The 22,617-nt window shown below is 64.2% G+C and carries 20 protein-coding genes and 1 riboswitch; of the genes, 12 read left to right on the top strand and 8 right to left on the bottom strand.

What is annotated here, in order from left to right:
• Positions 1-5: 5 nt before the first annotated feature.
• Positions 6-935: an MBL fold metallo-hydrolase gene (locus IM738_RS19975; protein WP_236962784.1), complete on the bottom strand. Its 930-nt coding sequence runs from the start codon at positions 933-935 to the stop codon at positions 6-8.
• A gap of 142 nt (positions 936-1,077) precedes the next feature.
• Here IM738_RS19975 and IM738_RS19970 point away from each other — a divergent pair, with 142 nt between their 5' ends.
• The 7 genes from IM738_RS19970 (at position 1,078) to IM738_RS19940 (ending at position 7,337) form a co-directional block, all read left to right on the top strand.
• Positions 1,078-2,280: a sensor histidine kinase gene (locus IM738_RS19970; protein WP_236962783.1), complete on the top strand. Its 1,203-nt coding sequence runs from the start codon at positions 1,078-1,080 to the stop codon at positions 2,278-2,280.
• Entirely contained in the window at positions 2,277-2,951 is a 675-nt protein-coding gene (locus tag IM738_RS19965; RefSeq protein ID WP_236962782.1) for a response regulator transcription factor, read from the top strand. Before IM738_RS19970 ends, IM738_RS19965 begins: the two co-directional genes overlap by 4 nt.
• 157 nt (positions 2,952-3,108) lie before the next feature.
• Entirely contained in the window at positions 3,109-4,518 is a 1,410-nt protein-coding gene (locus tag IM738_RS19960; protein WP_236962781.1) for a CmpA/NrtA family ABC transporter substrate-binding protein, read from the top strand.
• Between the two features lie 2 nt (positions 4,519-4,520).
• Positions 4,521-5,384, top strand: coding sequence for a nitrate ABC transporter permease (gene ntrB, locus IM738_RS19955; protein WP_236962780.1), 864 nt, complete (start codon positions 4,521-4,523; stop codon positions 5,382-5,384).
• 64 nt (positions 5,385-5,448) lie between these two features.
• Positions 5,449-6,243: an ABC transporter ATP-binding protein gene (locus IM738_RS19950; RefSeq protein ID WP_442908449.1), complete on the top strand. Its 795-nt coding sequence runs from the start codon at positions 5,449-5,451 to the stop codon at positions 6,241-6,243.
• 38 nt (positions 6,244-6,281) lie between these two features.
• Complete coding sequence (gene cynS / locus IM738_RS19945) at positions 6,282-6,725, top strand: cyanase (protein ID WP_236962778.1); 444 nt, start codon at positions 6,282-6,284, stop codon at positions 6,723-6,725.
• Between the two features lie 144 nt (positions 6,726-6,869).
• On the top strand, positions 6,870-7,337 hold the full coding sequence (locus tag IM738_RS19940) for a nuclear transport factor 2 family protein (RefSeq protein ID WP_236962777.1): 468 nt from the start codon (positions 6,870-6,872) through the stop codon (positions 7,335-7,337).
• Positions 7,338-7,593: 256 nt separating this feature from the next.
• Here the strand turns inward: IM738_RS19940 and IM738_RS19935 are convergent, their stop codons facing one another.
• The 5 genes from IM738_RS19935 to IM738_RS19915 form a co-directional block, all read right to left on the bottom strand.
• Entirely contained in the window at positions 7,594-7,893 is a 300-nt protein-coding gene (locus IM738_RS19935) for an AbrB/MazE/SpoVT family DNA-binding domain-containing protein (protein WP_236962776.1), read from the bottom strand.
• Positions 7,894-7,977: 84 nt separating this feature from the next.
• Positions 7,978-9,270, bottom strand: coding sequence for an FAD-dependent oxidoreductase (locus IM738_RS19930; RefSeq protein ID WP_336886532.1), 1,293 nt, complete (start codon positions 9,268-9,270; stop codon positions 7,978-7,980).
• Positions 9,267-10,409, bottom strand: a complete 1,143-nt coding sequence (locus tag IM738_RS19925; protein WP_236962775.1) for an acyl-CoA dehydrogenase family protein — start codon at positions 10,407-10,409, stop codon at positions 9,267-9,269. Before IM738_RS19925 ends, IM738_RS19930 begins: the two co-directional genes overlap by 4 nt.
• Positions 10,410-10,601: 192 nt before the next feature.
• Positions 10,602-11,171 (bottom strand): OsmC family protein, encoded by a 570-nt coding sequence (locus IM738_RS19920; protein ID WP_236962774.1) that lies wholly within the window; start codon positions 11,169-11,171, stop codon positions 10,602-10,604.
• 78 nt (positions 11,172-11,249) lie between these two features.
• Entirely contained in the window at positions 11,250-12,149 is a 900-nt protein-coding gene (locus IM738_RS19915) for a sulfurtransferase (protein WP_236962773.1), read from the bottom strand.
• Between the two features lie 923 nt (positions 12,150-13,072).
• Here IM738_RS19915 and IM738_RS19910 point away from each other — a divergent pair.
• Genes IM738_RS19910 through IM738_RS19900 form a run of 3 tightly spaced genes read left to right on the top strand, consistent with a single transcriptional unit; the run spans position 13,073 to position 16,220 of the window.
• Complete coding sequence (locus tag IM738_RS19910; RefSeq protein ID WP_236962772.1) at positions 13,073-14,527, top strand: protein kinase domain-containing protein; 1,455 nt, start codon at positions 13,073-13,075, stop codon at positions 14,525-14,527.
• Positions 14,499-15,524: a hypothetical protein gene (locus IM738_RS19905; RefSeq protein ID WP_236962771.1), complete on the top strand. Its 1,026-nt coding sequence runs from the start codon at positions 14,499-14,501 to the stop codon at positions 15,522-15,524. The genes IM738_RS19910 and IM738_RS19905 overlap by 29 nt, the downstream gene beginning before the upstream one ends.
• A gap of 18 nt (positions 15,525-15,542) precedes the next feature.
• Positions 15,543-16,220, top strand: coding sequence for an MltR family transcriptional regulator (locus IM738_RS19900; RefSeq protein WP_236962770.1), 678 nt, complete (start codon positions 15,543-15,545; stop codon positions 16,218-16,220).
• Positions 16,221-16,348: 128 nt separating this feature from the next.
• On the opposite strand, the gene IM738_RS19895 is transcribed toward IM738_RS19900, so the two are convergent.
• The gene (locus IM738_RS19895) at positions 16,349-16,567 is read right to left on the bottom strand and encodes a hypothetical protein (protein ID WP_236962769.1); all 219 of its coding nucleotides are present in this window, start codon (positions 16,565-16,567) and stop codon (positions 16,349-16,351) included.
• Between the two features lie 89 nt (positions 16,568-16,656).
• A complete protein-coding gene (locus IM738_RS19890) occupies positions 16,657-18,246 on the bottom strand; it encodes a sigma-54-dependent Fis family transcriptional regulator (RefSeq protein WP_236962768.1) in 1,590 nt (529 codons plus the stop codon).
• Positions 18,247-18,414: 168 nt separating this feature from the next.
• Between IM738_RS19890 and IM738_RS19885 the strand changes: the two genes are divergently transcribed.
• Complete coding sequence (locus tag IM738_RS19885; protein WP_236962767.1) at positions 18,415-19,563, top strand: Fic family protein; 1,149 nt, start codon at positions 18,415-18,417, stop codon at positions 19,561-19,563.
• Between the two features lie 62 nt (positions 19,564-19,625).
• A riboswitch (S-adenosyl-L-homocysteine riboswitch) is annotated at positions 19,626-19,749 on the top strand.
• Positions 19,750-19,774: 25 nt separating this feature from the next.
• Positions 19,775-22,615, top strand: a complete 2,841-nt coding sequence (metH, locus tag IM738_RS19880) for a methionine synthase (protein WP_272907693.1) — start codon at positions 19,775-19,777, stop codon at positions 22,613-22,615.
• Positions 22,616-22,617: the final 2 nt, after the last annotated feature.

Below are 22,617 nucleotides of genomic sequence, written 5' to 3'. Positions count from 1 at the left end.
CCGCCTCACTCCCGCTCCAGCTCCAGGTAGGTGCGGCTCGCGTTGCCCGGGTGCAGCTCGGCGGCGTTGAGCAGGGTCATCCACGGCTGGGCGTCGAATGCCTTGATGGCGGCGCCGATGTCGTCGCCGTTCTCCACGGCTTGCTTCATGTGCGTGCGCAGGGCTTGCAGGTAGTTGCGCGTCTGCGTCTGGGCTTTCGGTAGATCGCACACGTCGCCGTGACCGGGCACGATGCGCGCCGGTTGCAACGCCTCCAGCGCGGCGAAGCTCGCGAGCCAGCGGCCGGTGTGGCTGACCGGGATCACGCCCAGCATGCGGTCGACGTAGACGATGTCGCCGCTGAACACCAGCTTCTGCTGCGGCAGCCAGACCATCAGGTCGCCCGGCGTGTGGGCGCCGCCGCGGTGCTTCACCTCAACGGATACGCCGCCCAGGTTCAGGGTCTCATCGCTGCCACTCAGCCAGCGCGTGGGCAGCGTGGGCACGGTGCCGTCGAGCTTCTCTTTCAGCTCGTTCTTCAGGCTGGCGATGTGGTCGCCACCGCGCGCGAGCATGTCGGCCCGGGCGCTGGCGTGCGCGATCACCTCGGCGCCCTGGGCGGCGAAGTGGCCGTTGCCCAGCCAGCGGTGGTCCTGCCCGCCGGTGTTGATGACCCACTTCACCGGCTGGTCGGTGACCTGCTTCACCGCCGCCTGGATCTGCTGGGCGCCCTGGAGGCTGGCGCCGCTGTCGATCAGCAGCGCGCCAGCCGGCGTGACCACCAGGCCGATGTTGGCGTTCAGGCCTTCGTTGCCATGGGTGCGGCCGGACTTTTCACCGATGAAGGCGTAGACGCCCGGGGCGACCGGCTGGAACCTCACCTCGGCCGCGTGGGCGACCCCGGTGAGGCCGACCCAGAGGGCGCAGAGCAGCGGGGCAAAGGAGCGAGGGTTCATGGGAGCGGGCGCAGGGCGCGGTTAAATATCAGTGATCAATTATGTATGGGCGGACGGGGTGCCGGGCTCAGGGTTTGCGTGGGTGGGCTGCGGGCGCGTGGCACCGGGAGCGCCCGGGCACATCGATTGCTTGTGGGGTGTCATGACCCTCGATGCCCCCGCCCAGCTGAGCCGCTCGCCTGCGGTCGGGTCTTGGCGCGACCCGGTGGCGTTGCTGCTGGCCTCCACCGGCGAAGGCATCTACGGGGTGGACCTGGACGGCGCCTGCGTGTTTATCAACCCGGCGGGCGCCCGGCTGATCGGCTACGAGCCGCACGAGGTGATCGGGCGCAACATGCACGAGCTCACGCACCACGCCCGCCCGGACGGCTCGCCCTACCCCGAGGCCGAGTGCCCGATCTTCAACGCCTTCCGCCGCGGCCTGCCCTGCCGCATCGACAGCGAGGTGTTCTGGCGCCGCGACGGCGCGGCCTTTCCGGTCGAGTACTCCAGCCACCCGGTGATTGAAGACGCCCAGGTGCGCGGCGCGGTGGTGACCTTTGTCGACATCACCGAGCGCCGCCGCGCGGCCGACGCGCTGCAGCGCGCCAAGGACCAGCTGGAAGAGCGCGTGCGGGAGCGCACGCTGGCGCTGGAAACTGCGCTGCGGCAGGTGCGCGAGCTGGCGGCCTGGTCGGAAACCGTGCGCGAGGACGAGCGCACCCGCATCGCGCGCGAGGTGCACGACGAGCTGGGTAGCCTGCTGGTGGCGCTCAAGATGGACGTGAACTGGATGGACAAGCGCCTGTCCGAACAGACGCAGCGCAGCCCCGAGGCGGCCGAGGACATGCGCGGCCGCATGCGCTGCAAGTGCCAGAACATGAGCCGCCTGATCGAGAACGCGGTCGACAACGTGGGCCGCATCATCACCGACCTGCGCCCCAGCATCCTCGACCACCAGGGCCTGTGGGCGGCGCTGGAGTGGCAGGCGCAGGAGTTCGTGGCCTCGGCCGAGCTGGCACTGGACTGGTGCATGGCCGTGGATGACACGCCCGAGCCGCCGGAGCCGCTGGCCATGGCGGTGTTCCGCATCTTCCAGGAGATGCTGAGCAACGTGGGCCGCCATGCGCAGGCCCGGCACCTGCGGGTGGTGATCGCCGTGGCCGCGGGCGGGCTGGTGCTCACGGTGCAGGACGACGGCGTGGGCGCGCCGGCGCAGGCCTTCGAGGCCGGCGACGCTTACGGGGTGATGGGCATGCGCGAGCGGGCGCGGCACTTTGGCGGCCAGATTGACATCACCAGCGCGCCCGGCGAGGGCACGCAGATGCGGTTGCAGCTGCACCTGCCTGGACAGGAGCCGTCATGAACGACGTGGTCGCTGGAACCCTGCGCGTGCTGATCGGTGACGACCACCGCATCGTGCGCGAAGGCCTCAAGCAGATCCTGGCCGACGCGCCCGACGTGCGGGTGGTGGCCGAGGCGCAGACCGGCCCCGAGGTGCTGGCGCAGGTGGCCCAGCTGCAAGTCAGTGCCGGCCTCGACCTCGTGCTGCTGGACATCGCGCTGCCCGGCATCGACGGGCTGGACGTGCTGCAGCAGATCAAGCGCGAGCACCCGAAGCTGCCGGTGCTGATGCTCAGCACCTACCCCGAGAAGCAGTACGCGGTGCGCTGCATCAAGCTCGGCGCCAGCGGCTACCTCAACAAGAGCGCCGACCCCGACGACATGCTGGCCGCGGTGCGCAAGGTGGCCGCGGGCGGCGTGTTCCTGACGGCCAGCACGGCCGAAGCGCTGGCCGCGGCGGTGGGGCAGGGCGGCGCGCAGGCGGGGCCGGAAGCGCTGTCGCACCGCGAGCACCAGGTCTACCGCCTGCTCACGCAGGGCCGGACCGTGAGCGAAATTGGTGCGCAGCTCGGGCTCGCGCCCAACACGGTGAGCACCTACCGTGCGCGCATCCTCGAAAAGACCGGCACCAAGAACGATGTGGAGCTCGCGCTGTACGCCGAGCGCCATGCGCGCACCCGCCCTGGCGGCTGAGCGGTCGCCGAAACGGCCAGGAATGTAGGGCTGGCCCTACACGGCATCGGTGGGGCGTCGGCGAAATGCGGTCGTTGCGCGCCAAACGGCGTGTTGGCGCCGCGTCTGGCCCGTCGCTTGCAATGCCCACCGCGTCATCAACCAATAGGTGCGCGCCATGTCCGAATACTTCGATCCCTACAACGCCGACCGTCCGCTCATGATGAAGTGCAGCTGTGGCCGCGACCACAGCCCGGCCGATCACCACGCCGAAACGGTGGCCGACGGTGCGGCCCGCGAGCTGCGCGCGCGCAGCGAAACTGCTGAGTTCGAGGCCTACAGCAACGCCTTCATCGAGGCCACGCTGGTCAAGGCCCTCTTCCCGCAAGACGAAGAGCGCCGCCGCTTCCTGCGCGCGGTCGGCAAGGGCACGGCCATGGCAGCCATCGCCAGCGTGCTGCCGGTGGCGAGCCTGCAGGCCATGGCGCAAGAGAAGCAGGGCGCGCTGGAGAAGACCGACCTCAAGATCGGCTTCATCCCGATCACCTGCGCCACGCCGCTGATCATGGCGCACCCGCTGGGCTTCTACAGCAAGCAGGGCCTCAACGTGTCGGTCACCAAGACCGCGGGTTGGGCGCTGGTGCGAGACAAGATGATCAACAAGGAATACGACGCCTCGCACTTCCTCTCGCCCATGCCGCTGGCCATCAGCATGGGGCTGGGCAGCAACGCCACGCCCATGAACGTGGCCACCATCCAGAACATCAACGGCCAGGCCATCACGCTCGCGCTCAAACACAAGGACAACCGCGACCCGAAGAACTGGAAGGGCTTCAAGTTCGGCATTCCGTTCGACTACTCGATGCACAACTTCCTGTTGCGTTACTACCTGGCCGAGGCCGGCCTGAATCCCGACACCGACGTGCAGCTGCGCGTGATCCCGCCGGCCGAGATGGTGGCCAACCTGCGCGCCGGCAACATCGACGGTTTCCTCGGCCCGGACCCGTTCAACCAGCGCGCGGTGTTTGACGAAGTCGGCTTCATCCACGTGCTCACCAAAGACCTCTGGAACGGCCACCCCTGCTGCGCCTTCGGCACCAGCACCGAGTTCATCCAGAAGAACCCCAACACCTTCGCCGCGCTCTACCGCGCCGTGCTCAACGCCGCCGCGATGGCGCGCCAGCCCAAGAACCGCGAACTCATCGCCAAGGTGATCGCGCCCAGCCAGTACCTGAACCAGCCCGAGGCCGTGTTGAACCAGGTGCTCTCGGGCAAGTTCGCCGACGGCCTGGGCAAGATCCAGAACGTGCCCGACCGCGCCGACTTCGACCCCATGCCGTGGCAGAGCATGGCGGTGTGGATGCTCACGCAGATGAAACGCTGGGGCTACGTGAAGGGCGAGGTGGACTACAAGGCCGTGGCCGAAAAGGTGTTCCTGATCACGGACGCGCGCAAGCACATGAAGGACCTGGGCATGGAGTTCAAGGCCGGCCCGACCTACACCAAGCACACCATCATGGGCAAGGAGTTCGACCCGGCCAAGGCGGACGCCTACCTCAAGAGCTTTGCGATTTCAAAGGCTGCCTGACCATGAAAACCGCCAGCCTCAACCTGCGCGCGGCGGTGGTCTCGCTGCTGATCTTCGTGTGCTTCATCGGCATCTGGCAGCTCGCGACCACCGGGCCGTCCATCGGCGGCTCGTCGGCCGGTATGACGGCCGAAGAGATCGAGTACGCCAAGATGATGGGCAAGGACCCCGGTGCCGAAAAAAGCTCGGGCTTCCCGCCGCCCATCGAGGTGGCCAAGGCGAGCTGGGCGCACCTGTCCGACCCGTTCTACGACAAAGGGCCGAACGACAAGGGCATCGGCATCCAGCTCGCGCACTCGCTGGGCCGCGTCGGCCTGGGCTTCCTGCTGGCGATGGCGGTGGCGATTCCCGTGGGTTTCCTCATCGGCATGTCGCCGTTGATGCGCAAGGCCTTTGACCCGTTCGTGCAGGTCCTGAAGCCGATCAGCCCGCTGGCCTGGATGCCGCTGGCGCTCTACACGCTGAAGGACTCGGATGTCAGCGGCATCTTCGTGATCTTCATCTGTTCGGTGTGGCCCATGCTGATCAACACCGCCTTCGGTGTGTCCGCCGTCAAACGCGAGTGGCTCAACGTGGCCAGCACGCTGGAGGTCAACCCGCTGCGCAAGGCCTTCCAGGTGATCCTGCCGGCCGCGGCGCCCACCATCCTCACCGGCATGCGCATCAGCATGGGTATCGCCTGGCTGGTGATCGTTGCGGCCGAGATGCTGGTGGGCGGCACCGGCGTGGGCTACTTCGTGTGGAACGAGTGGAACAACCTCTCGCTCACCAATGTGATCTTCGCCGTGCTGCTGATCGGCGTGGTCGGCATGTTGCTCGACCTGATGTTTGCGCAACTGCAGAAGGCGGTGACCTATGTGGAGTGACACCAGCGTGCGCGAAAGCGCAGCCCTTGCGCCTTTGAGCGCCCCCATTCAAAAGGTTTCCCCGATGTCCGGTTTCCTGAAAGTCGAACAGCTCGCCAAGGCCTACCAGGCGGACAAGCCGGTGTTCGCCGACGTCTCGTTCACCCTCGACAAGGGCGAGTTCGTCTGCATCATCGGCCACAGCGGCTGCGGCAAGACCACCATCCTCAACGTGCTCGCGGGGCTCGACACCGCCACCAGCGGCCACTGCTTCATGGACGGCCGCGAGATCGCCGGCCCCAGCCTGGAGCGCGGCGTGGTGTTCCAGAGCCACGCGCTCATGCCCTGGCTCACGGTGCGGCAAAACATTGCCTTTGCCGTCAAGTCGCGCTGGCCCGATTGGAGCAAGGCGCAGATCGGCGCACACGTCGAAAAGTTCGTCGCGCTGGTGGGCCTGCTGCCCGCCATCGACAAGAAACCGAGCCAGCTCTCGGGTGGCATGAAGCAGCGCGTGGGCATCGCGCGCGCGTTCGCCATTCAGCCCAAGATGCTGCTGCTCGACGAGCCCTTCGGCGCGCTGGACGCGCTCACGCGCGGCACCATCCAGGACGAGCTGATGGGCATCGTGCGCGAGACGCACCAGACCGTTTTCATGATCACCCACGACGTGGACGAAGCCATCCTGCTGGCCGACCGCATCCTGCTCATGACCAACGGCCAGGAGACCGACCAGGGCTACCGGCCCGGCGGCATGGCCGAAGTGGTGGTCAACCCGCTGCCACGCAGCCGCACGCGCGCGCAGCTGCACCACCTGGACGGTTACTACGACTTGCGCAATCACATAGTCGATTTCCTCGTATCCAGGGCCAAAGCCCATTGATTACATTTCCCACTTCATCACCACCAAGAGGCAACACCATGAGCCGACTCGACGTCACCGAAAAGATCATCTCCACCAAAGTCAGCAAAGGCCTGAGCTGGGCCGACGTGTCCAAGAAGGTGGGCCAGTCCAAGGAATGGACCACGGCGCTGTGCCTGGGCCAGATGACCGCCACACCCGCGCAGGCCAAGGTGCTGGGCAAGATCTTCGGCCTCTCCGCCGACGAGCAGAAGTGGCTGATGGTCGTGCCCTACAAGGGCTCGTTGCCCACCAGCGTGCCGACCGATCCGCTGATCTACCGCTTCTACGAACTGGTGAGCGTCTACGGCACGACCTTCAAGGAACTGATCCACGAAGAGTTCGGCGACGGCATCATGAGCGCCATCGATTTCAAGATGGACCTGCAGCGCCAGGCCGACCCGAACGGCGACCGAGTCAACATCGTGATGTCCGGGAAATTCCTCCCCTACAAGCAGTATTGACCCCCCCGCGCCGCTTGCGGCGTCACCCCCCAGGGGGCGGCGCTGGCGGCCTGGCAAAGCCCGTTCCGCGGCGCCCTGGGTTTCGCGCACTGCGCGCGGGACGCAGCCGCTTTCGCCCTTTGTTTCTTCTTTGCTGAGGCTTCCATGGAATCCCGCCCACCGCTGCCGCCCTTCACCGCCGAGACCGCCGCGCAGAAGGTGCGCGGGGCCGAGGATGCGTGGAATTCACGGGACCCGGACCGGGTGGTCAAGGTCTACACCGAGGACACGCGCTGGCGCAACCGCGCGGAGTTCCCGGTGGGCCGCGCCGAGGTGCACGCGTTCCTGGTGCGCAAGTGGGCGAAGGAACTCGACTACCGGCTCATCAAGGAGCTCTGGGCCTTTGACAGCCACCGCATCGCCGTGCGCTTCGTCTACGAATGGCGCGACGATTCAGGGCACTGGTTCCGTTCGCACGGCAACGAGAACTGGCAGTTCAACGGGTTGGGTTACATGGAGCAGCGCCACGCCAGCATCAACGACCGGCCGATCCATGAGAGCGAGCGGCTGTTTCACTGGCCGCTGGGGCGACGGCCGGACGATCACCCCGGGTTGACCGAGCTGGGGCTTTGATACCGATTTGCGTTCGATCCAATAGAAACCGTTCGCACTGAGCTTGTCGAAGTGCTTGCACCGCGCAGGGCTTCGACAGGCTCAGCCCGAACGGAATTTATGCTTTGAAGGCAAAGCGGTATGAGCCGTCGGCCAGCAGCACCTTGTCAGTCCATCTCGGCCGCGCGACCCTCAACGAGCAACCGACTTGGGAAACAGCACCACGCCAGGCAGACCTTTGAAATGCGCGTCGCAGGTCAGCAGCTCGGCGCCTAGATCAGTAGCGGTCGTGGCGGTCGCGATGGCCTTCGTGGCGTGCGCCTTGGGCGAGACCGCTCAGATCATCGAGCTGTGGCACCGGCATCAAGAGCACTCCTTTGCCTCTTGGGATGAACATGACTTCTTGCCCCGCATCCCAACGCAACCCGACGCGAATTGCCTTGGGTATGGCGATCTGGAACCTATTGGAGAGTTTGACTGTGGCTGGCATGTTCTGGGCTGATCCTGATAAACATTGATCCCGCAAGAATGCAGCAAATTCCCTTGCATGAAAAGTCATCCCGACAACGGAATCCACCCGTCTTTATCGGTCCGCCCAGCCGCTTCTGTCGGCAGAGTGGAAATCGCCAGCGCTGCGGCCTTCTTCGCCAGCGAGACCCATTCAGTGCAGCGTCATCGGGTGCGAGGTGGTCTTCACGCGCACCACCGCCGGCTTCGCCTCAAAGGGCGCCGGCTCGCGGCCGCAGAGGTGGGCCGCAATGGCCCGCGCCTGCCGGGTGATCGGCTCGATGTAGCGGCTGGCCTGGCCGGCGATGGTGATGCAGTCGCCCAGCGCGTGGATGCGCGGGTCGCTGGTCTGCAGCGTGGCCGCGTCCACCGCGATGCCTTGGTTCCAGGCGAGCGCGGCGCTCTGCGCCAGGCGCGGTGGCGTCACCAGCCCGGCGGCAGCGATCACCTGGTCGGCGACGAACTTCTGGCCGCAGGTGGTGGTCACGCGCAAGTGCCCGCCCAGTTGCTCCACCCCGGCCACCTGCACGCCGCCCAAGAAGCGGATCGGCAGGTCTTTCCAGGCCTCCAGCAGCGGCCTGCCCGCCTGTTCGCCCGGCCAGCGCGCGAGCGGCTGGGCCATCACGTCGAGCAGGGTGATGCGGTGGCCGCCGAGCGCCAGGTCGTTGGCGAGCTCGCTGCCGATCAGGCCCGCGCCGACGATCACCACGTCTTTGGGTGCATCGCCCAGGGCTGCGCGCAGCTTCCGGTACGCGCCCAGGTGGTTGATGCGCCAGCACAGCGCGGCGGGCAGCGCCGGCGGCAGCGCGGTCTGCGCGCCGTGCGCCAGCACGAGTTGGTCGTAGCGCAGCGTGCCGCGCGTGGTGCGCAGGCTGCGGGTGTCGGGGCAGATGCGCACGGCGTCGGTGTGGGCGAGCAGGCGCACGCCCAGGCGCTTCGCCGCGTCGGCGCCGGTCTCTTTCACCAGCTTGCCCGGGTCCATCTGCCGCGCCATGGCCACCGAGAGCAGCGGCTTGTCGTACACGTCCGCCGCGCAGGCGCTCACCAGGGTGATGGGCAGGGCCGCGTCGAGCGCGCGCAGCGCTTCGGCCATCTGCCAGCCGGCACGGCCGCCGCCGACGATGACCACGCCCGGCGTGCCGCCGCGTTTCGCCACCGGGGCGGCGCTGCTGGTGCGGGCGCGCAGCGCTTCGATGCTCGGCGCTTCGTACAACGTGAAGTCGCTCTTGGTCACGCCGCAGAGAGGGCAGTACCAGTCGTCCGGAATATCGTCGAAGCGCGTGCCGGCGGCCAGGCCGCTGTCGGCGTCGCCCACGGCCTCGTCGTAGATGTAGCCGCAGGCGTCGCAGATGTATTGCATGAAGGGCGCGCCGACGGCGACCGCCGGAATGATCGCGGCCCGCGGCAGGTCGCGCACCTCGCCGTAGATATTGGAAAGGGAACTCATGCCGGCATCTCCTCGGCGCTCAGCCGCGCAATCTCTTTGCGCAGGTGTTTGATGGCCGGTGTGACGATGGCGACGAACTGCGCCTCGCGCACGCGGCGCTGCACCTCGCTGCTCATCAGGTAACCGCGCGCGCCCTGGTGCATGAGCGCGGAATTGGCGGCGCGCAGGCAGAGCTCGGCGCCGTGGGCGCGCGCGTCGAGCACGTCGATGAAGTAGTCGGTGGACGTGTCGAAGGGTGTCTCGGCCAGTTTCATGATGCGGCCCACCAGCGCGTCAAACTCGGCCTGCAGCTCGGCGGGCCGGTCTTCCAGGTACTGGTTCACATGGCCCAGCTGCCCCTCCACCGCCCACATGCTGTCGATGGCGCCCTGGATGATGCCGGCCGCGATGCCGCACTGGAGCAGCACGAAGCCGCCACGGATGCGCGCGATGTAGGGCTTGGCCGGGTCGGCCACGATGTCGTCGTGGCCCACGAACAGGTCTTTGCAGTGCACGCTATAAGTGCCCGTGCCCTCCATGCCCGAGAACTCGGGGCAGGCCTTGAGCGCCACGCCCGGCGCGTCGCAGCGCAGCATGAACATCATCTCGCGGCCCGCGCCGGCGCCGCCTTCAAACACCGCCGCAATCGCGCCAAAGTAGTGGTCGGGCCCGAGGTTGCTGACCCAGGGCAGGGTGCCGTTGACGAGGTAGCCGCCTTCCACCGGCGTGGCCTTGAGCAGGAAGGCCTCGATCTGCGCAAAGCTCTTCATCGGGTTCGAGAGGCCGGTGCCGCCCAGCGTCTCGCCGCCCACGTGGCGCGCCAGCCGCTCGCCCGTCAGCGCCGGGTTGCCCGAGGCCTGCATGTAGAGCCCGGCCACGCACTGGCACCACATCATGAAGCCGGTGGCGCCGCAGACCTTGGCCGCCTCGGCCATCGCCAGGATCGCCTGGCCGTAGTCGCCCGGCGTGCCGTCGGCCTGCGGCAGGTGGGCGCTCATCGCGCCGGCTGCCGCCAGCTGCCTCATCACGTCGGCCGGGTAGGCGCCGCGGTCGATGGCGTAGGCCTGTTCGGCCAGCGGGCCCTGCGCGATGGCGCGCACGGCGGCGATGAGGCCCGCGGGTTGGGCGGCGAGTTCGGGGGGCAGGTCGGCGGGGTTCATTGACGGGTCCAAGGTGTGGGGTGGCGCTTCGACAGGGCCTGTCCTGAGCCCGTCGAAGGGCTCAGGGCGAACGGGGGAGTTCGCTCCTTCCCCTCTGGGGGAAGGCAGGGATGGGGGCCCGCGCGCCGGTAACGCCGCTTCATGCGTGCCCCCACCCCCACCCTCCCCCAGAGGAGGAGGGAGCTCAAAATTTCAAGCCATCGAGATCTCAAACGGAATCGGGTTGCGCATCGTGTTGGCCACCGGCGAGTAGAAATTCGCGTGCTGCACGATCTCGTCAAGCACCTCGCGGCTCGCGTCGCCCTCCACCAGCACCTTCACGCGGATCGCCTGGAAGCCCATCTCCAGCGGCGTCTTCTCCAGCGCGCCGCCCGCGCCCCAGGCCGCCGGGTTGCCGATGTCGCCTTCGAGGAAGACCTCCAGCTTGCTCAGCTTCACGCCCTTCCAGGTGGCCACGGCCGTCACCCCCACGGCGATGCAGCCGCCCAGGCCCGAGAGCACGATCTCGCCCGGCGCGGGCGCCGTGTCTTCGCCAAACAGGTGCAGCGGCTCGTCCACCACCACCACGTGCTTCTCGCCCACGTGCGACAGCGAGCGGTACTGCCCCTCCATCACGGTGTGGACCTTGTTGGTGCCGCGGCGGGCCGGGTTGGCTTTGCCGCCAGCGGCGAAGTCGGCGAGGCCCTTGCCGTCGATGGGGCGCAGGTACGCCTTCACGGTGGTCACGGGGGCGGTGGGTTCGAGCAGATCGGTGGATGACATGGGGGTTTTCGGGGAGTGCGGTGGACGGACAGACAACAGGGGAATCGAAGGGAAGCGGGCCATGGCGGCGCGGCGGGTTCAGGCGGCCAGCGCGAGCTCGGGCTTCTTGCTCGACTTGGTGGAAACGGCCACGGGCAGACCGGTCTCGATCGGCAGGCTCTCGTCGCGCGACCACTCGTTCCACGAGCCGAAGTACATGCGCACGTCGGTGAACCCGGCCTGCTTGAGCGCGAGGAAGGTGTTGGACGCGCGCGCGCCCTTGAAGCAATAGAGGTAGACCGTGTCGTCGGGCGCGATGCCGGCGGTGGCGCACTCGGCCTTCACCTCGTCCGGCGTCTTGAACACCGGGCCCTGGGCCGAGGGCTTCATGAAGCGGTACCACTCCACCCACTTGGCGCCCGGCAGGCGGCCCTTGCGCGGCGCGAAATCTTTGCCGTAGGGCGAAGAGCTGTCGCCGATCCACTCGTCCACATCGCGCACGTCGAGCAACACCGTGTCGGTGCCCAGCGCGGCCTGCACATCGGCCTGCGTCAGCATCACGTCGCTCATGGCCAACTCGGGGAAGGTGGCGGGCACGGGCGTGGCAGCGATGGTCGACACCGGCAGGCCGGCGGCCTTCCAGGCGCTGAAGCCGCCGTTGAGCACCTTGATCTTGGGGTAGCCCAGCCAGGTGAGCAGGTAGTAGCCGCGGCACGACTGGCCGTAGCCGCTGTTCATCGCGTCTTCGTAAAACACGGCGGTCTCGGCGCCCGAGAGGCCGGCCTTGCCCAGCGCGTCGGCGAAGGTGGCCTTGAGCGCCTGCAGGCCCTCGGGCGTGGAGGTGGCGAGAAAGGTGAACACCTCGCGCAGGTTCACCGCGCCGGGAATGTGGCCGGCGGCAAAGGTGTCGGCGTCGCGCGTGTCGATGATCACCACCGGTTCGGCGGCTTGCAGCGTGGCGAGTTGATCGGGAGCGATCAGGGTGGCTTCAATGCTCATGGGGACCTCTGAAAAAGGGCAAAGGCAGGATGGCCTGGGTGCTCTTTTGCAACGGTCGTGCCAGGGTGGCAGGCGGATAGGCTGATGTTCGTAAGCCTTTGATTTTGTTGGGTTATGGGGGCTTTGGTCGCTCGGAAGCTGGTGGTGTGCCTGCTGGGGTTTGACATTGGGTTAACACAATGTCAACACATTGATGGACGCTCTTTTGCGATCCGCCACAACCGCTCACCCCGAAGCTGCGTGATCGCCGCTATTGGTATTGCGGTCGGCGGCAAGCTCTGTTGCTCAAGCTTGCAACTCGCCGCTAGACTGAGATGCAGACGGCAACCATGATCGGTCAGATTTTCTCGATTCCGTTAGACCTGTTCATGCATCCAGATGAGTGCGCTACGGGATTGATTTCAAAAGACTTTCGGAGGTGTCATGCAACTTTGTTTAACGACTGCCGAAAATGTTATCCGGCATTTTTCGGGATAAATCACAAGTTAAATTGCACTATGCGCGAGACCAGCGACTGGCGACTGACCAACCAAGAGAGGTACCTCAAAGGGGTAATCCTGGAGAGGCGGCAGTACACGCCTGGGTCAAAAGAGAACGATCACGATCACTGCGAGTTCTGCTCTGCAAAGTTCATGGTTGGGGCTATACCTGAAACACTTCAGGAAGGTTACGCAACACCAGACGGATACAGATGGATTTGCGCGACTTGTTTCGAGGACTTTGAGGACTTGTTCGATTGGGTTGTCCCACATGGCGCATAGACAGTCTCTTGATCGTGGAAGTCGAGCGTGCACATTTAACATGTTCGTCGAATGGACCCACAACGGCGGCCAGCGCGGTCGCCATTCTTCAATGTTGAGTGCGCCGTTGTGGCCCAGTCACTGCCTACGTTACGCTCCTTAAATAATTATTCACTGTTCGCGATGACCAAAAAATCAAAGCAAAGCAACGGCTATAAGCGCGGGGATAAGTTCGGAGATTGGACGCTGGAAGAATATCTCGGGGGCGGCGGAAACGGGGATGTTTGGCTAGCGCGCAACCCAAAACATGCACCTCACGCAATAAAACTCCTTAAGACAGTAACCACAGAGTCATATACACGCTTCACAGCTGAAATTGACGCGTTAAGCAAACTCGGTACTTTAAATGGAATTGTGCCGCTCATTGAAAAGCACACACCAAAAGAAAAAGGGGAATCGACTCCATGGTATGCAATGCCTGTAGCACAACCTTTCAAGGAATACAGAATCGGACGCTCCGCTGAGGAAATAGCCCGGGACTTCATTGCTCTTGCATCCACTCTGGGCCAATTGCACAGCAAGGGCATATCTCACAGAGATATAAAGCCCGCAAACTTTCTGTACTACAACGATCAATTGTGCCTTTCCGATTTTGGTCTTGTTAAATACCCTAACAGGCAGCCCATTACTCCACCCAAACGTGATGTAGGTGCCAAATTCACAATGGCTCCAGAAATGAGGCGGCACGCCTCAGAAGCGAATGGAGAGATGGCGGATGTTTATTCATTTGCCAAGTCCCTCTGGATTGCATTTACCAAGGAAGACCTCGGATTCGATGGCCAATACAATCCGGACTCATCCCTCTCGCTAAACAAGTACCTGAAGGGGGTTTACACAACTACGCTAGATCAACTACTGGTTGAATGCACTGACACAGATCCGTTGCGCCGCCCAAGAATATCTCACGTTGCAAAACGCATTGAAGAATGGCTGAATATCGTAAGCGATTTCCACAAGAGAAATCTGATTGAGTGGACCGAACTCCAACAGAAGCTATTCCCACTTGGTGCTCCATCTCAATCAACTTGGACGCAAATCGACGCGATATGTTCGGTTCTATCTGAGGTTGCAAAGGTACGGGCGCTGAATCATATGTTTTATCCTACAGGTGGCGGAAATACGATAACAGGTGTATCACGTGCCTTTGAAGAAGAAATGATTGAGCTCCATGTAGGCGAAATGACTGCAGAAATCCTTAAACCCAAAAAACTCACATACGAGTCCTTCGGCACGGCAGCGAGTTGGAATTACTTTCGGCTAGAAGTAGCCCCTATCGAGCCAACTGGAATAAAAGGGGCATTGGATCAGGAGGGAGTCCGCGAGGAGTTGACAGAATTAAAGCCTGGCACGTACATTCCTTACCATCATTGGAATTGCAATGAATACAGCGATGAGCCGCTGCCTGCAACAGCGCGCCCCATATCTAGATATATCAAGGGATGCTTCGTCTTCTTCAGCACTCGCTCTGCATACAACGCGGACCCTCGCACTTACGATGCGCGGCACAACAAAATGACCGAAGACGAATTCAGGGATTACATTCGCAAGAATGCAAGCCGAAGAGACTCAAGCGAATGAATATACCCACATCAAGCGCAAGGCGCTTAACTGGCGGTTCAGCGCTGGCAAAAATGCTTCGCATTTTTGCCGGTTAGCTTGGGCGTTAGGAATCACACATCATCCTCTGCAGCAGATGCGCATTCAATACGAAGAAAAAACATTTGAAGGGTACTTCAACACCGAGCTCGCCCGACGAGGTAATTTTTACTTCCCGCCGGGTCAGGTACAGGAGGGGTCCATTGGCGCAGATGCAATAGTCATGAGCAAGTCCCGTTGGTTGTTCCGACGGCTTGGCCACCCGTATTGGTTCCGTATGCCCTTTAAAGGTATGTCTTACCGGGAGATTGCCGAAGAAATGGAGTTGCATCTCGGGCGGGAGATATCAAATATTCCGGATATTCAAGGAAATATCCTATTTCAGTACAAACGTTCGGAGTACATGGTCAAACCCAGTGCAGAAGAGTGGCCTCACTGGAATGAGCCCTACTTTCGTTACGACATATATCCGGAGCAACAAAAGCTCCTTGAACACTTGCACACGAAATTCTCGAATCAGGTTCTCATCGTATACGCCGCCCCGGCAGTACAAGATGTTGGGGAGTTGGTTGACTTATATGTAGGCAATCAACTGATTTCGAGAACCAATTTTCGTCCCTCCCACGAACTTGCCGGTCACAAGCGCAACACCTTTGTTGAACCCGGCGCTCACTCTTGGGCGTGTAGTGATCCTGTCCGACTTGACCCATTTAGATTTGACGAAGCTCTGAAAAGCCTCCATCGTCCAGAGTTGGATATTCGATCAGCTGTTACCAGTCTAGCTAATGATATTGAAGAGGTTCTGCTTCGATCACCGTTGGCAAGGCCCTTCCGCACGCTACTCAGGCAATTCGGATTGCAAGACCTTGGTGCAGATACGCCTCTGCTTAAGGCTTACATTAAAATGTCCGCAGCACGAGATATCACCGGACTGCAATGGGTAATCGCACATGCTGGTGACGCGCGATCTGACGCATGAAGCACAAGACTCTAAAAAATGAAGGCAATGTGCACATCAAAAGCCTCTAAATCCGCGGCGCAGCCCAACTCAGGTTTGCACGCGGACGATAAAACCGGTCACGCTTTAGGCATTTCCGCTGATCGCGAAGCACTCGGTAAGAAACTGTTCCTGGAGTTCTTAGAGTTCCGACGGGCGCTCACACAGGAGTCCGATCGAGGCTGCGCGCTTTTCGCGGCCGCATATCTCGACGTTTGCCTTGAGAACTTGTTACGGCGCTGCTTCGTTGAGAACAAGAAGGCCAAGGAAGACCTGTTCGAATCGCAGGGGCCACTCAGCACATTCTCGGCCAAGATCAAGATGGCCTACTACTTAGGGAAGATCGCTCCATCTGAAAGGAAGGACTTGGACACGATACGTTCCATACGCAACGACTTCGCACATCACGCGGAAAACATTGACTTTGATAATCAGTCAATTCGTGATCGGTGCTCGAATCTTGTTCACGTCTGGCAAGAGAAAGATGCGAGGCCTAGGGGTAAATACACCGCTTCCGTCTCTTGCATTCTCGCCAAGATTCACATTGAGACGCTGAAGGCCATGTCTCCGGAGGAACAAGCTGAGAGGCAAGTGCCGGTGGAGGTAAAGAAGCAGGTTCGGGAGAGGATGACCGCAGCGATAGCTCAGGCAAGCGACGAGAAGAGGAATACTGCATAGCATGCCGGTTACCCTCGCGGCGAATGGCTCCTCCCATCTGACGTCCGTCCGCTCCTAGCCGATGAGCGACATGCTCGCCATAGCAGTCTTGGTTTGTGAATCCGCGCGCTGCCTCTCCAGTCCGTTGTCTATCCGCAAACCAGACCACCATCATCCAGCGCAGGCGGGCGCATCAGGTCTTCGTCAATCCCCATGACCGCGCTGGCCCGTTCAACCGCCCTCCACAGCAAGGGCGGCATCTTCAAAATCTCGTCGGGCGTGTCGGCCTGCGCGATCCAACTGCTGATCTGCTGGTGCTCGTCGGGGGTCAGCAAGGCCAGGTTCAGCATTTCGTCGATGGTTTTCATGGTGGCTTCTCGCAAGTCTTGGTCAATGGCGCTGATGCTGTCACACATCGGTGGCGCCGGTTTTCAGTCCATCCCTTCAACCCTTGCCTTCACCGCAACCCGGCCTTGCGCAGCCGGTAGCCAAACTGCCGCAGCGTGAGCCCCAGGCTTTGCGCCGCCAGGGTCTGGCTGCCGTGGTGGCGCAGCAGGGCGTCTTGCAGCGCCTGCGGGCTGTGTGAGCGGCCGCTCAGGTAGTCGCGCACGTGGCCGGCCGGCAGGGGCTGGCCGTGCGGCGGTTCGGCGGCGGTCTGCGGTGCCCAGGCCTCGGGCATGAAGCGCTCCAGCGCCGCGGCCGTCACCAACGTGTGGTCGGCCAGCAGCACCAGGCGCTCGATCAGGTTGCCCAGCTCGCGGATGTTGCCGGGCCAGTCGTGCGCCTCCAGCCGCGCCAGCGCGTCGGGCGCGAGGTTGACGTTGCGCTGGTGCGCCTGGTTGGCGCGGCTCACGAAATGCAGGGCCAGCGCGCGCACGTCTTCGCGCCGCTCGCGCAGGCTGGGCAGGCGGATCGGGATCACGTTGAGGCGGTAATACAAGTCCTGCCGGAAGCGCCCGGCCTGCACCTCGCGCGCGAGGTCGCGGTTGGTGGCCGCGACCAGCCGCACGTCGATGCGGATCTCGCGCGTGCCGCCCAGGCGCACCAGCGTGCCTTCCTGCAGGGTGCGCAGCAGCTTGCTCTGCATGGCCAGCGGCAGCTCGCCGATCTCGTCCAGAAAAATCGTGCCGCGGTGGGCCTGCTCAAACCAGCCCGCGCGCGCCGTGCTCGCGCCGGTGAAGGCGCCGCGCTCGTAGCCAAACAGCTCGGATTCAAACAGCGTGTCGGGAATCGCCGAGCAGTTGACCTTGATGAAGGGCTGGTCGCGCCGGCCGCTGGCCAGGTGCACCGCGCGCGCAAACAGCTCCTTGCCGGTGCCTGATTCGCCGAGCAGCAGCACCGTGGCCTGCGACTGCGACACCCGCTCCAGCTCGCCCAGCGCTTGCAGCAGCGCGGGCGAGCGGCCGATGAGCCCGTAGCGCGCGGTGTGGGTGTCGAGCGCGCGGGCCAGCACCTCGTTGCGCGCTTCGAGCTGGCGCCGCTGCTCGGCCACCAGCTGCTCCAGCTGCAGCAGCTGGCCGGCCAGCGTGGCGAGGATGCGCAGCAGCGCGAGGTCGTCGTTGAGGTGCCGCTGGCGGCTGCGGATGCGGTGGCAGGCGAGCACGCCGATGCTCGCGCCGTTCACCTCAATGGGCAGCGCAATGAAGGCCACGGTCTGCGGCGGCAGCTGGGCGCGCGCCACAGTGCGAAAGAGAAACAGCGGCTCGGCGTCCACGTCTTGCACGATGGCGGGCAGCCCGCTGGCCAGCACCCGGCCGGTGATGCCCTCGCCCCAGCGGAACACACCGCGCGCCGCTTCTTCGGCGGTGAGGCCGTAGGCGTGGCGGATCGAGGCGGTGCGCTCCTGGCCGGGCAGGGCTTCGTCGGCCAGCACCATGCGGCCCCGGTTCAGGCCCAGCAGCTCGCTCATCAGGTGCAGCATCTCGCGCAACACAAACGCCGGCGCCAGGCTGCGGCCCACCAGCTTCATCACCTCGCGCATCAGCAGCAGCTCCTGGGCGTGCCAGTCGGTGCCGGGGGCGTCGGGGTCGGTGCGGTGGGGGGCCATGCAGGTGGGTTAGCAAGCATCGCACCAGACGCATCCTGCCAATCGGCGGACGTTTGATTGCCGAGTGCTGGTCTGCAGGGGTGTCTGTTGTAAAGCGTTCTTTAAAACGCTTGTCTCAAATGAAAGCATTCTTTAATATCAAGGCCGTGTTCAAAAGAGGACTTGCACATGAAGCGCGTCACCGGCACCTACATCACCCAGACCACCCTCGGGGAGCCGGTCAAAGCGTTTGTGCCTCACGCCTTGCCACCCTCGGCTCCGGTTCTGGCGGAATCGGCCTGGGTTGAGCGCAACCGCGCGGCGCAGATGGCGCTGGCGCGCCTGTCGGCTGTGGCGGGGCTGGTGCCTTCGGTGGACTGGCTGCTTTACAGCGCCATCCGCAAGGAGGCCTTGATGACCTCGCAGATCGAAGGCACGCAGGCCACGCTGACCGACCTGTTTGACGACGAGGCCGGGCTGGTGGTGAGCAACACCGACGACGTGGAGGAGGTCACCAACTACCTGCAGGCCTTCCGGCTGGTGCAGGACAACCTGCGCGACGCGTCGGGCCTGCCGATCAGCGTGCGCCTGCTGTGCGATGCGCACCGCCTGTTGCTCAACGGCGTGCGTGGCACCGGCAAGCAACCGGGCGAACTGCGCCGCTCACAAAACTGGATCGGTGGCACGCGCCCGGGCAACGCGGTGTTCGTGCCGCCGCCGGCAGACCGGGTGCCGGTGTTGCTGGCCGATCTGGAGCGTTTCATCCATGCGCCCGCGGGCGGCTTGCCGCCTCTGGTCAAGGTGGCGCTGGTGCACCAGCAGTTCGAAACCATCCACCCGTTTCTGGACGGCAATGGGCGCATGGGGCGGCTGCTGATCGCGGCCCTGCTGGAGCATTGGGGCCTGCTGCCCGAGCCTTTGCTCTACCTGAGCGGTTACCTGAAGCGGCACCAGAGTGCCTACTACCGGCACCTGTCCGACGTGCGCACCGAGGGCGACTGGGAGGGCTGGGTCGGCTTCTTTTTGGAAGGCGTCGAGGTGGCTGCGGCCGAGGCGGAGAAAGACATCGTGGCGCTGGCCACCCTGGTGGCGGCCGACCGCCGGCGTTTGCTGCAACACGCCAAGGCAGGCCCGGCCAGCTACCGGCTGTTTGAGTTGCTGCCGACCATGCCGCGCTTCAGTGTGGAGCGGGTCCGGGCGGCGTTGAACACCACGTTTCCCACCGCCAGCGCGGCTGTCAAACTGCTGCAGGAACTGGGGATCGTGACCGAGGTCACCGGGCAGAAGAAGAACCGCAGCTTCAGCTATCAGGCGTACATCGACCTGCTCAGCCGCTGAACCGCCGCTGATGCGGCGTTCGGTCGAACCCCCGCGCCGGGGGCGTTGGCATAAAATCACCCCCTCTCAAGGAGCGCTGCAGCGCCGGGGGCATCGACCAGATGCCCGCACCCGGTGTCAGGCTTGAGACGTCGGGGCCACACGGTCCCGGCCGGTCGCACAGACCTGCAACGGCGCTCACCAGTTTTTGCCCGCAACCCTGGTGAGCCTCATGTCCGTTGTTTCCGATACCGCCGTTTCCGATTCCGCCGTTTCCCCTTCTTCGTCCGCCGCCGTGCCGCCCATGCTGCTGTCCGGCCTGGAGCCGCTGCGCATCGGCGAAGGCAGCCTGTTCGTCAACGTGGGCGAACGCACCAACGTGACCGGCTCCAAGGCCTTCGCCCGCATGATCCTCAACGGCGAGTACGAGCAGGCGTTGGCCGTGGCGCGCCAGCAGGTGGAAAACGGCGCGCAGGTGATCGACATCAACATGGACGAGGCCATGCTCGACAGCAAGGCCGCGATGGTGAAGTTCCTGAACCTGATCGCTGGCGAGCCCGACATCGCGCGCGTGCCGGTGATGGTGGACAGCTCGAAGTGGGAGGTGATCGAGGCCGGCCTGCGCTGCGTGCAGGGCAAGGGCGTCGTCAACTCGATCAGCATGAAAGAGGGCGTGGACGAGTTCAAGCGCCAGGCCGGTCTGGTCAAGCGCTACGGCGCCGCCGCGGTGGTGATGGCCTTTGACGAAAAGGGCCAGGCCGACACCTACGAACGCAAGGTCGAGATCTGCGAGCGCGCCTACCGCGTGCTGGTGGACGAGGTGGGCTTCCCGCCCGAAGACATCATCTTCGACCCCAACATCTTCGCCATCGCCACCGGCATCGAAGAGCACAACAACTACGCGGTCGATTTCATCAACGCCACGCGCTGGATCAAGCAGCACCTGCCGGGCGCCAAGGTGAGTGGCGGCGTGTCCAACGTGTCGTTCAGCTTCCGCGGCAACGACCCGGTGCGCGAGGCCATCCACACCGTGTTCCTGTACCACGCGATCCAGGCGGGCATGGACATGGGCATCGTCAACGCGGGCATGGTGGGCGTGTACGACGAGCTGGAGCCCGAGCTGCGCGAGCGCGTGGAAGACGTGGTCTTGAACCGCCGGCCTGATGCGGGCGAGCGCCTCGTGGAAGTGGCCGAAAACGCCAAGGGTGCGGCCAAGGACGACAGCAAGAAAAACGAGTGGCGCGCGCTGCCGATCCGCGAGCGCCTGAGCCACGCGCTGGTGCGCGGCATGAACGAGTTCATCACCGAAGACACGGAAGAAATGTGGCGCCAGATCGAAGCCGATGGCGGCCGCCCGCTCAACGTGATCGAAGGCCCGCTGATGGACGGCATGAACGTCGTGGGTGACCTGTTCGGCCAGGGCAAGATGTTCCTGCCGCAGGTGGTGAAAAGCGCGCGCGTGATGAAGCAGGCCGTGGCCCACCTGCTGCCCTACATCGAAGCCGAAAAACTGGCCCAGGCCGCCGCCGGCCAGGACGTGAAGACGAAGGGCAAGATCGTGATCGCCACGGTCAAGGGCGACGTGCACGACATCGGCAAGAACATCGTCACCGTCGTGCTCCAGTGCAACAACTTCGAGGTCGTGAACATGGGCGTGATGGTGCCCTGCCACGAGGTGCTGGCCAAGGCCAAGGAAGAGGGCGCGGACATCGTGGGCCTCTCCGGCCTGATCACGCCCAGCCTGGAAGAGATGCAGTACGTGGCCAGCGAGATGGAGAAGGACGCCCACTTCCGCGAGAAGCAGATCCCGCTGCTGATCGGCGGCGCCACCTGCAGCCGCGTGCACACCGCCGTGAAGATCGCGCCGCACTACAGCGGCCCTGTTGTTTATGTGCCGGACGCCTCGCGCAGCGTGAGCGTGGCGCAGGGCCTGCTCTCCGACCAGGCGGCGCAGTACATCGCCGACTTGAACGCCGACTACGACAAGGTGCGCACACAACACGCCAACAAGAAACAGGTGCCACTGTGGTCGCTGGACAAGGCGCGCGCCAACAAGTGGCACCCGTCTTCACTCCCTCTCCCTCTGGGAGAGGGCGGGGGTGAGGGCTCGCCCGCAGCAGCCTCGCCGGACGCCGTGGCCTGGGCCAGCTTCAAACCCACGAAACCCAAGTTCATCGGCAAGCGCCAGTTCAAGAACTTCGACCTCGCCGAGATCGCGAAGTACATCGACTGGGCACCGTTCTTCCAGACCTGGGACCTGGCCGGCCCGTACCCCGCCATCCTGCAAGACGAGGTGGTGGGCGAGCAGGCTCGCAAGGTGTTTGCCGACGCGCAGGCCATGCTGAAGAAGATCATCGAAGGCCGCTGGCTCAGCGCCAACGGCGTGATCGGCCTCTACCCGGCGAACACGGTCAACGACGACGACATTCAGCTCTACACCGACGAGACCCGCAGCCAGGTGGCGCTCACCTGGCACGGCCTGCGCCAGCAGACCGAGAAGCAGGAGGTCGACGGCGTGATGCGCCCCAGCCGCTGCCTCGCCGACTTCGTGGCCCCCAAGGGCACGGCCGACGATTACGTGGGCCTGTTCGCCGTCACCGCCGGCCTGGGCGCCGAGAAAAAAGAAAAGCAGTTTCTCGACGCGCACGACGACTACAACGCCATCCTGTTCAAGGCGCTGGCCGACCGCCTGGCCGAGTCGTTTGCCGAGTGCCTGCACCACCGCGTGCGCACCGACCTCTGGGGCTACGCGGCCGACGAGGCGCTGAGCAGCGAAGACCTGATCAAAGAGAAATACCAGGGCATCCGCCCCGCGCCCGGTTACCCCGCCTGCCCGGACCACAGCGTCAAGCGCGCCATGTTCGCGCTGCTGCAGGCCGACGACATCGGCATGGCCCTGACCGAAAGCCTGGCCATGACGCCGGCCGCCAGCGTGAGCGGCTTCTACCTGAGCCACCCGGACAGCGCCTACTTCAACGTCGGCAAACTCGGCGAAGACCAGGTGGACGATCTGGCAGCGCGCAGCGGCGTGGCAGTGGCCGAACTCAAGCGCTGGCTCGGCACCAACCTCTGACC

Origin of the sequence: Hydrogenophaga sp. SL48, assembly GCF_021729865.1 — a bacterium.
Taxonomy (GTDB): domain Bacteria; phylum Pseudomonadota; class Gammaproteobacteria; order Burkholderiales; family Burkholderiaceae_C; genus Hydrogenophaga.
The sequence above is the reverse complement of the archived record's forward strand: the minus strand, read 5'-3'. Positions and strand labels throughout refer to the sequence as shown.

Bases quoted from the DNA above. Each gene is read 5' to 3' on its own strand.
- IM738_RS19975 (WP_236962784.1), bottom strand. From the start codon at position 935: ATGAACCCTCGCTCCTTTGCCCCGCTGCTCTGCGCCCTCTGGGTCGGC.
- IM738_RS19970 (WP_236962783.1), top strand. From the start codon at position 1,078: ATGACCCTCGATGCCCCCGCCCAGCTGAGCCGCTCGCCTGCGGTCGGG.
- IM738_RS19965 (WP_236962782.1), top strand. From the start codon at position 2,277: ATGAACGACGTGGTCGCTGGAACCCTGCGCGTGCTGATCGGTGACGAC.
- IM738_RS19960 (WP_236962781.1), top strand. From the start codon at position 3,109: ATGTCCGAATACTTCGATCCCTACAACGCCGACCGTCCGCTCATGATG.
- ntrB (WP_236962780.1), top strand. From the start codon at position 4,521: ATGAAAACCGCCAGCCTCAACCTGCGCGCGGCGGTGGTCTCGCTGCTG.
- IM738_RS19950 (WP_442908449.1), top strand. From the start codon at position 5,449: ATGTCCGGTTTCCTGAAAGTCGAACAGCTCGCCAAGGCCTACCAGGCG.
- cynS (WP_236962778.1), top strand. From the start codon at position 6,282: ATGAGCCGACTCGACGTCACCGAAAAGATCATCTCCACCAAAGTCAGC.
- IM738_RS19940 (WP_236962777.1), top strand. From the start codon at position 6,870: ATGGAATCCCGCCCACCGCTGCCGCCCTTCACCGCCGAGACCGCCGCG.
- IM738_RS19930 (WP_336886532.1), bottom strand. From the start codon at position 9,270: ATGAGTTCCCTTTCCAATATCTACGGCGAGGTGCGCGACCTGCCGCGG.
- IM738_RS19925 (WP_236962775.1), bottom strand. From the start codon at position 10,409: ATGAACCCCGCCGACCTGCCCCCCGAACTCGCCGCCCAACCCGCGGGC.
- IM738_RS19920 (WP_236962774.1), bottom strand. From the start codon at position 11,171: ATGTCATCCACCGATCTGCTCGAACCCACCGCCCCCGTGACCACCGTG.
- IM738_RS19915 (WP_236962773.1), bottom strand. From the start codon at position 12,149: ATGAGCATTGAAGCCACCCTGATCGCTCCCGATCAACTCGCCACGCTG.
- IM738_RS19910 (WP_236962772.1), top strand. From the start codon at position 13,073: ATGACCAAAAAATCAAAGCAAAGCAACGGCTATAAGCGCGGGGATAAG.
- IM738_RS19905 (WP_236962771.1), top strand. From the start codon at position 14,499: ATGCAAGCCGAAGAGACTCAAGCGAATGAATATACCCACATCAAGCGC.
- IM738_RS19900 (WP_236962770.1), top strand. From the start codon at position 15,543: ATGAAGGCAATGTGCACATCAAAAGCCTCTAAATCCGCGGCGCAGCCC.
- IM738_RS19895 (WP_236962769.1), bottom strand. From the start codon at position 16,567: ATGAAAACCATCGACGAAATGCTGAACCTGGCCTTGCTGACCCCCGAC.
- IM738_RS19890 (WP_236962768.1), bottom strand. From the start codon at position 18,246: ATGGCCCCCCACCGCACCGACCCCGACGCCCCCGGCACCGACTGGCAC.
- IM738_RS19885 (WP_236962767.1), top strand. From the start codon at position 18,415: ATGAAGCGCGTCACCGGCACCTACATCACCCAGACCACCCTCGGGGAG.
- metH (WP_272907693.1), top strand. From the start codon at position 19,775: ATGTCCGTTGTTTCCGATACCGCCGTTTCCGATTCCGCCGTTTCCCCT.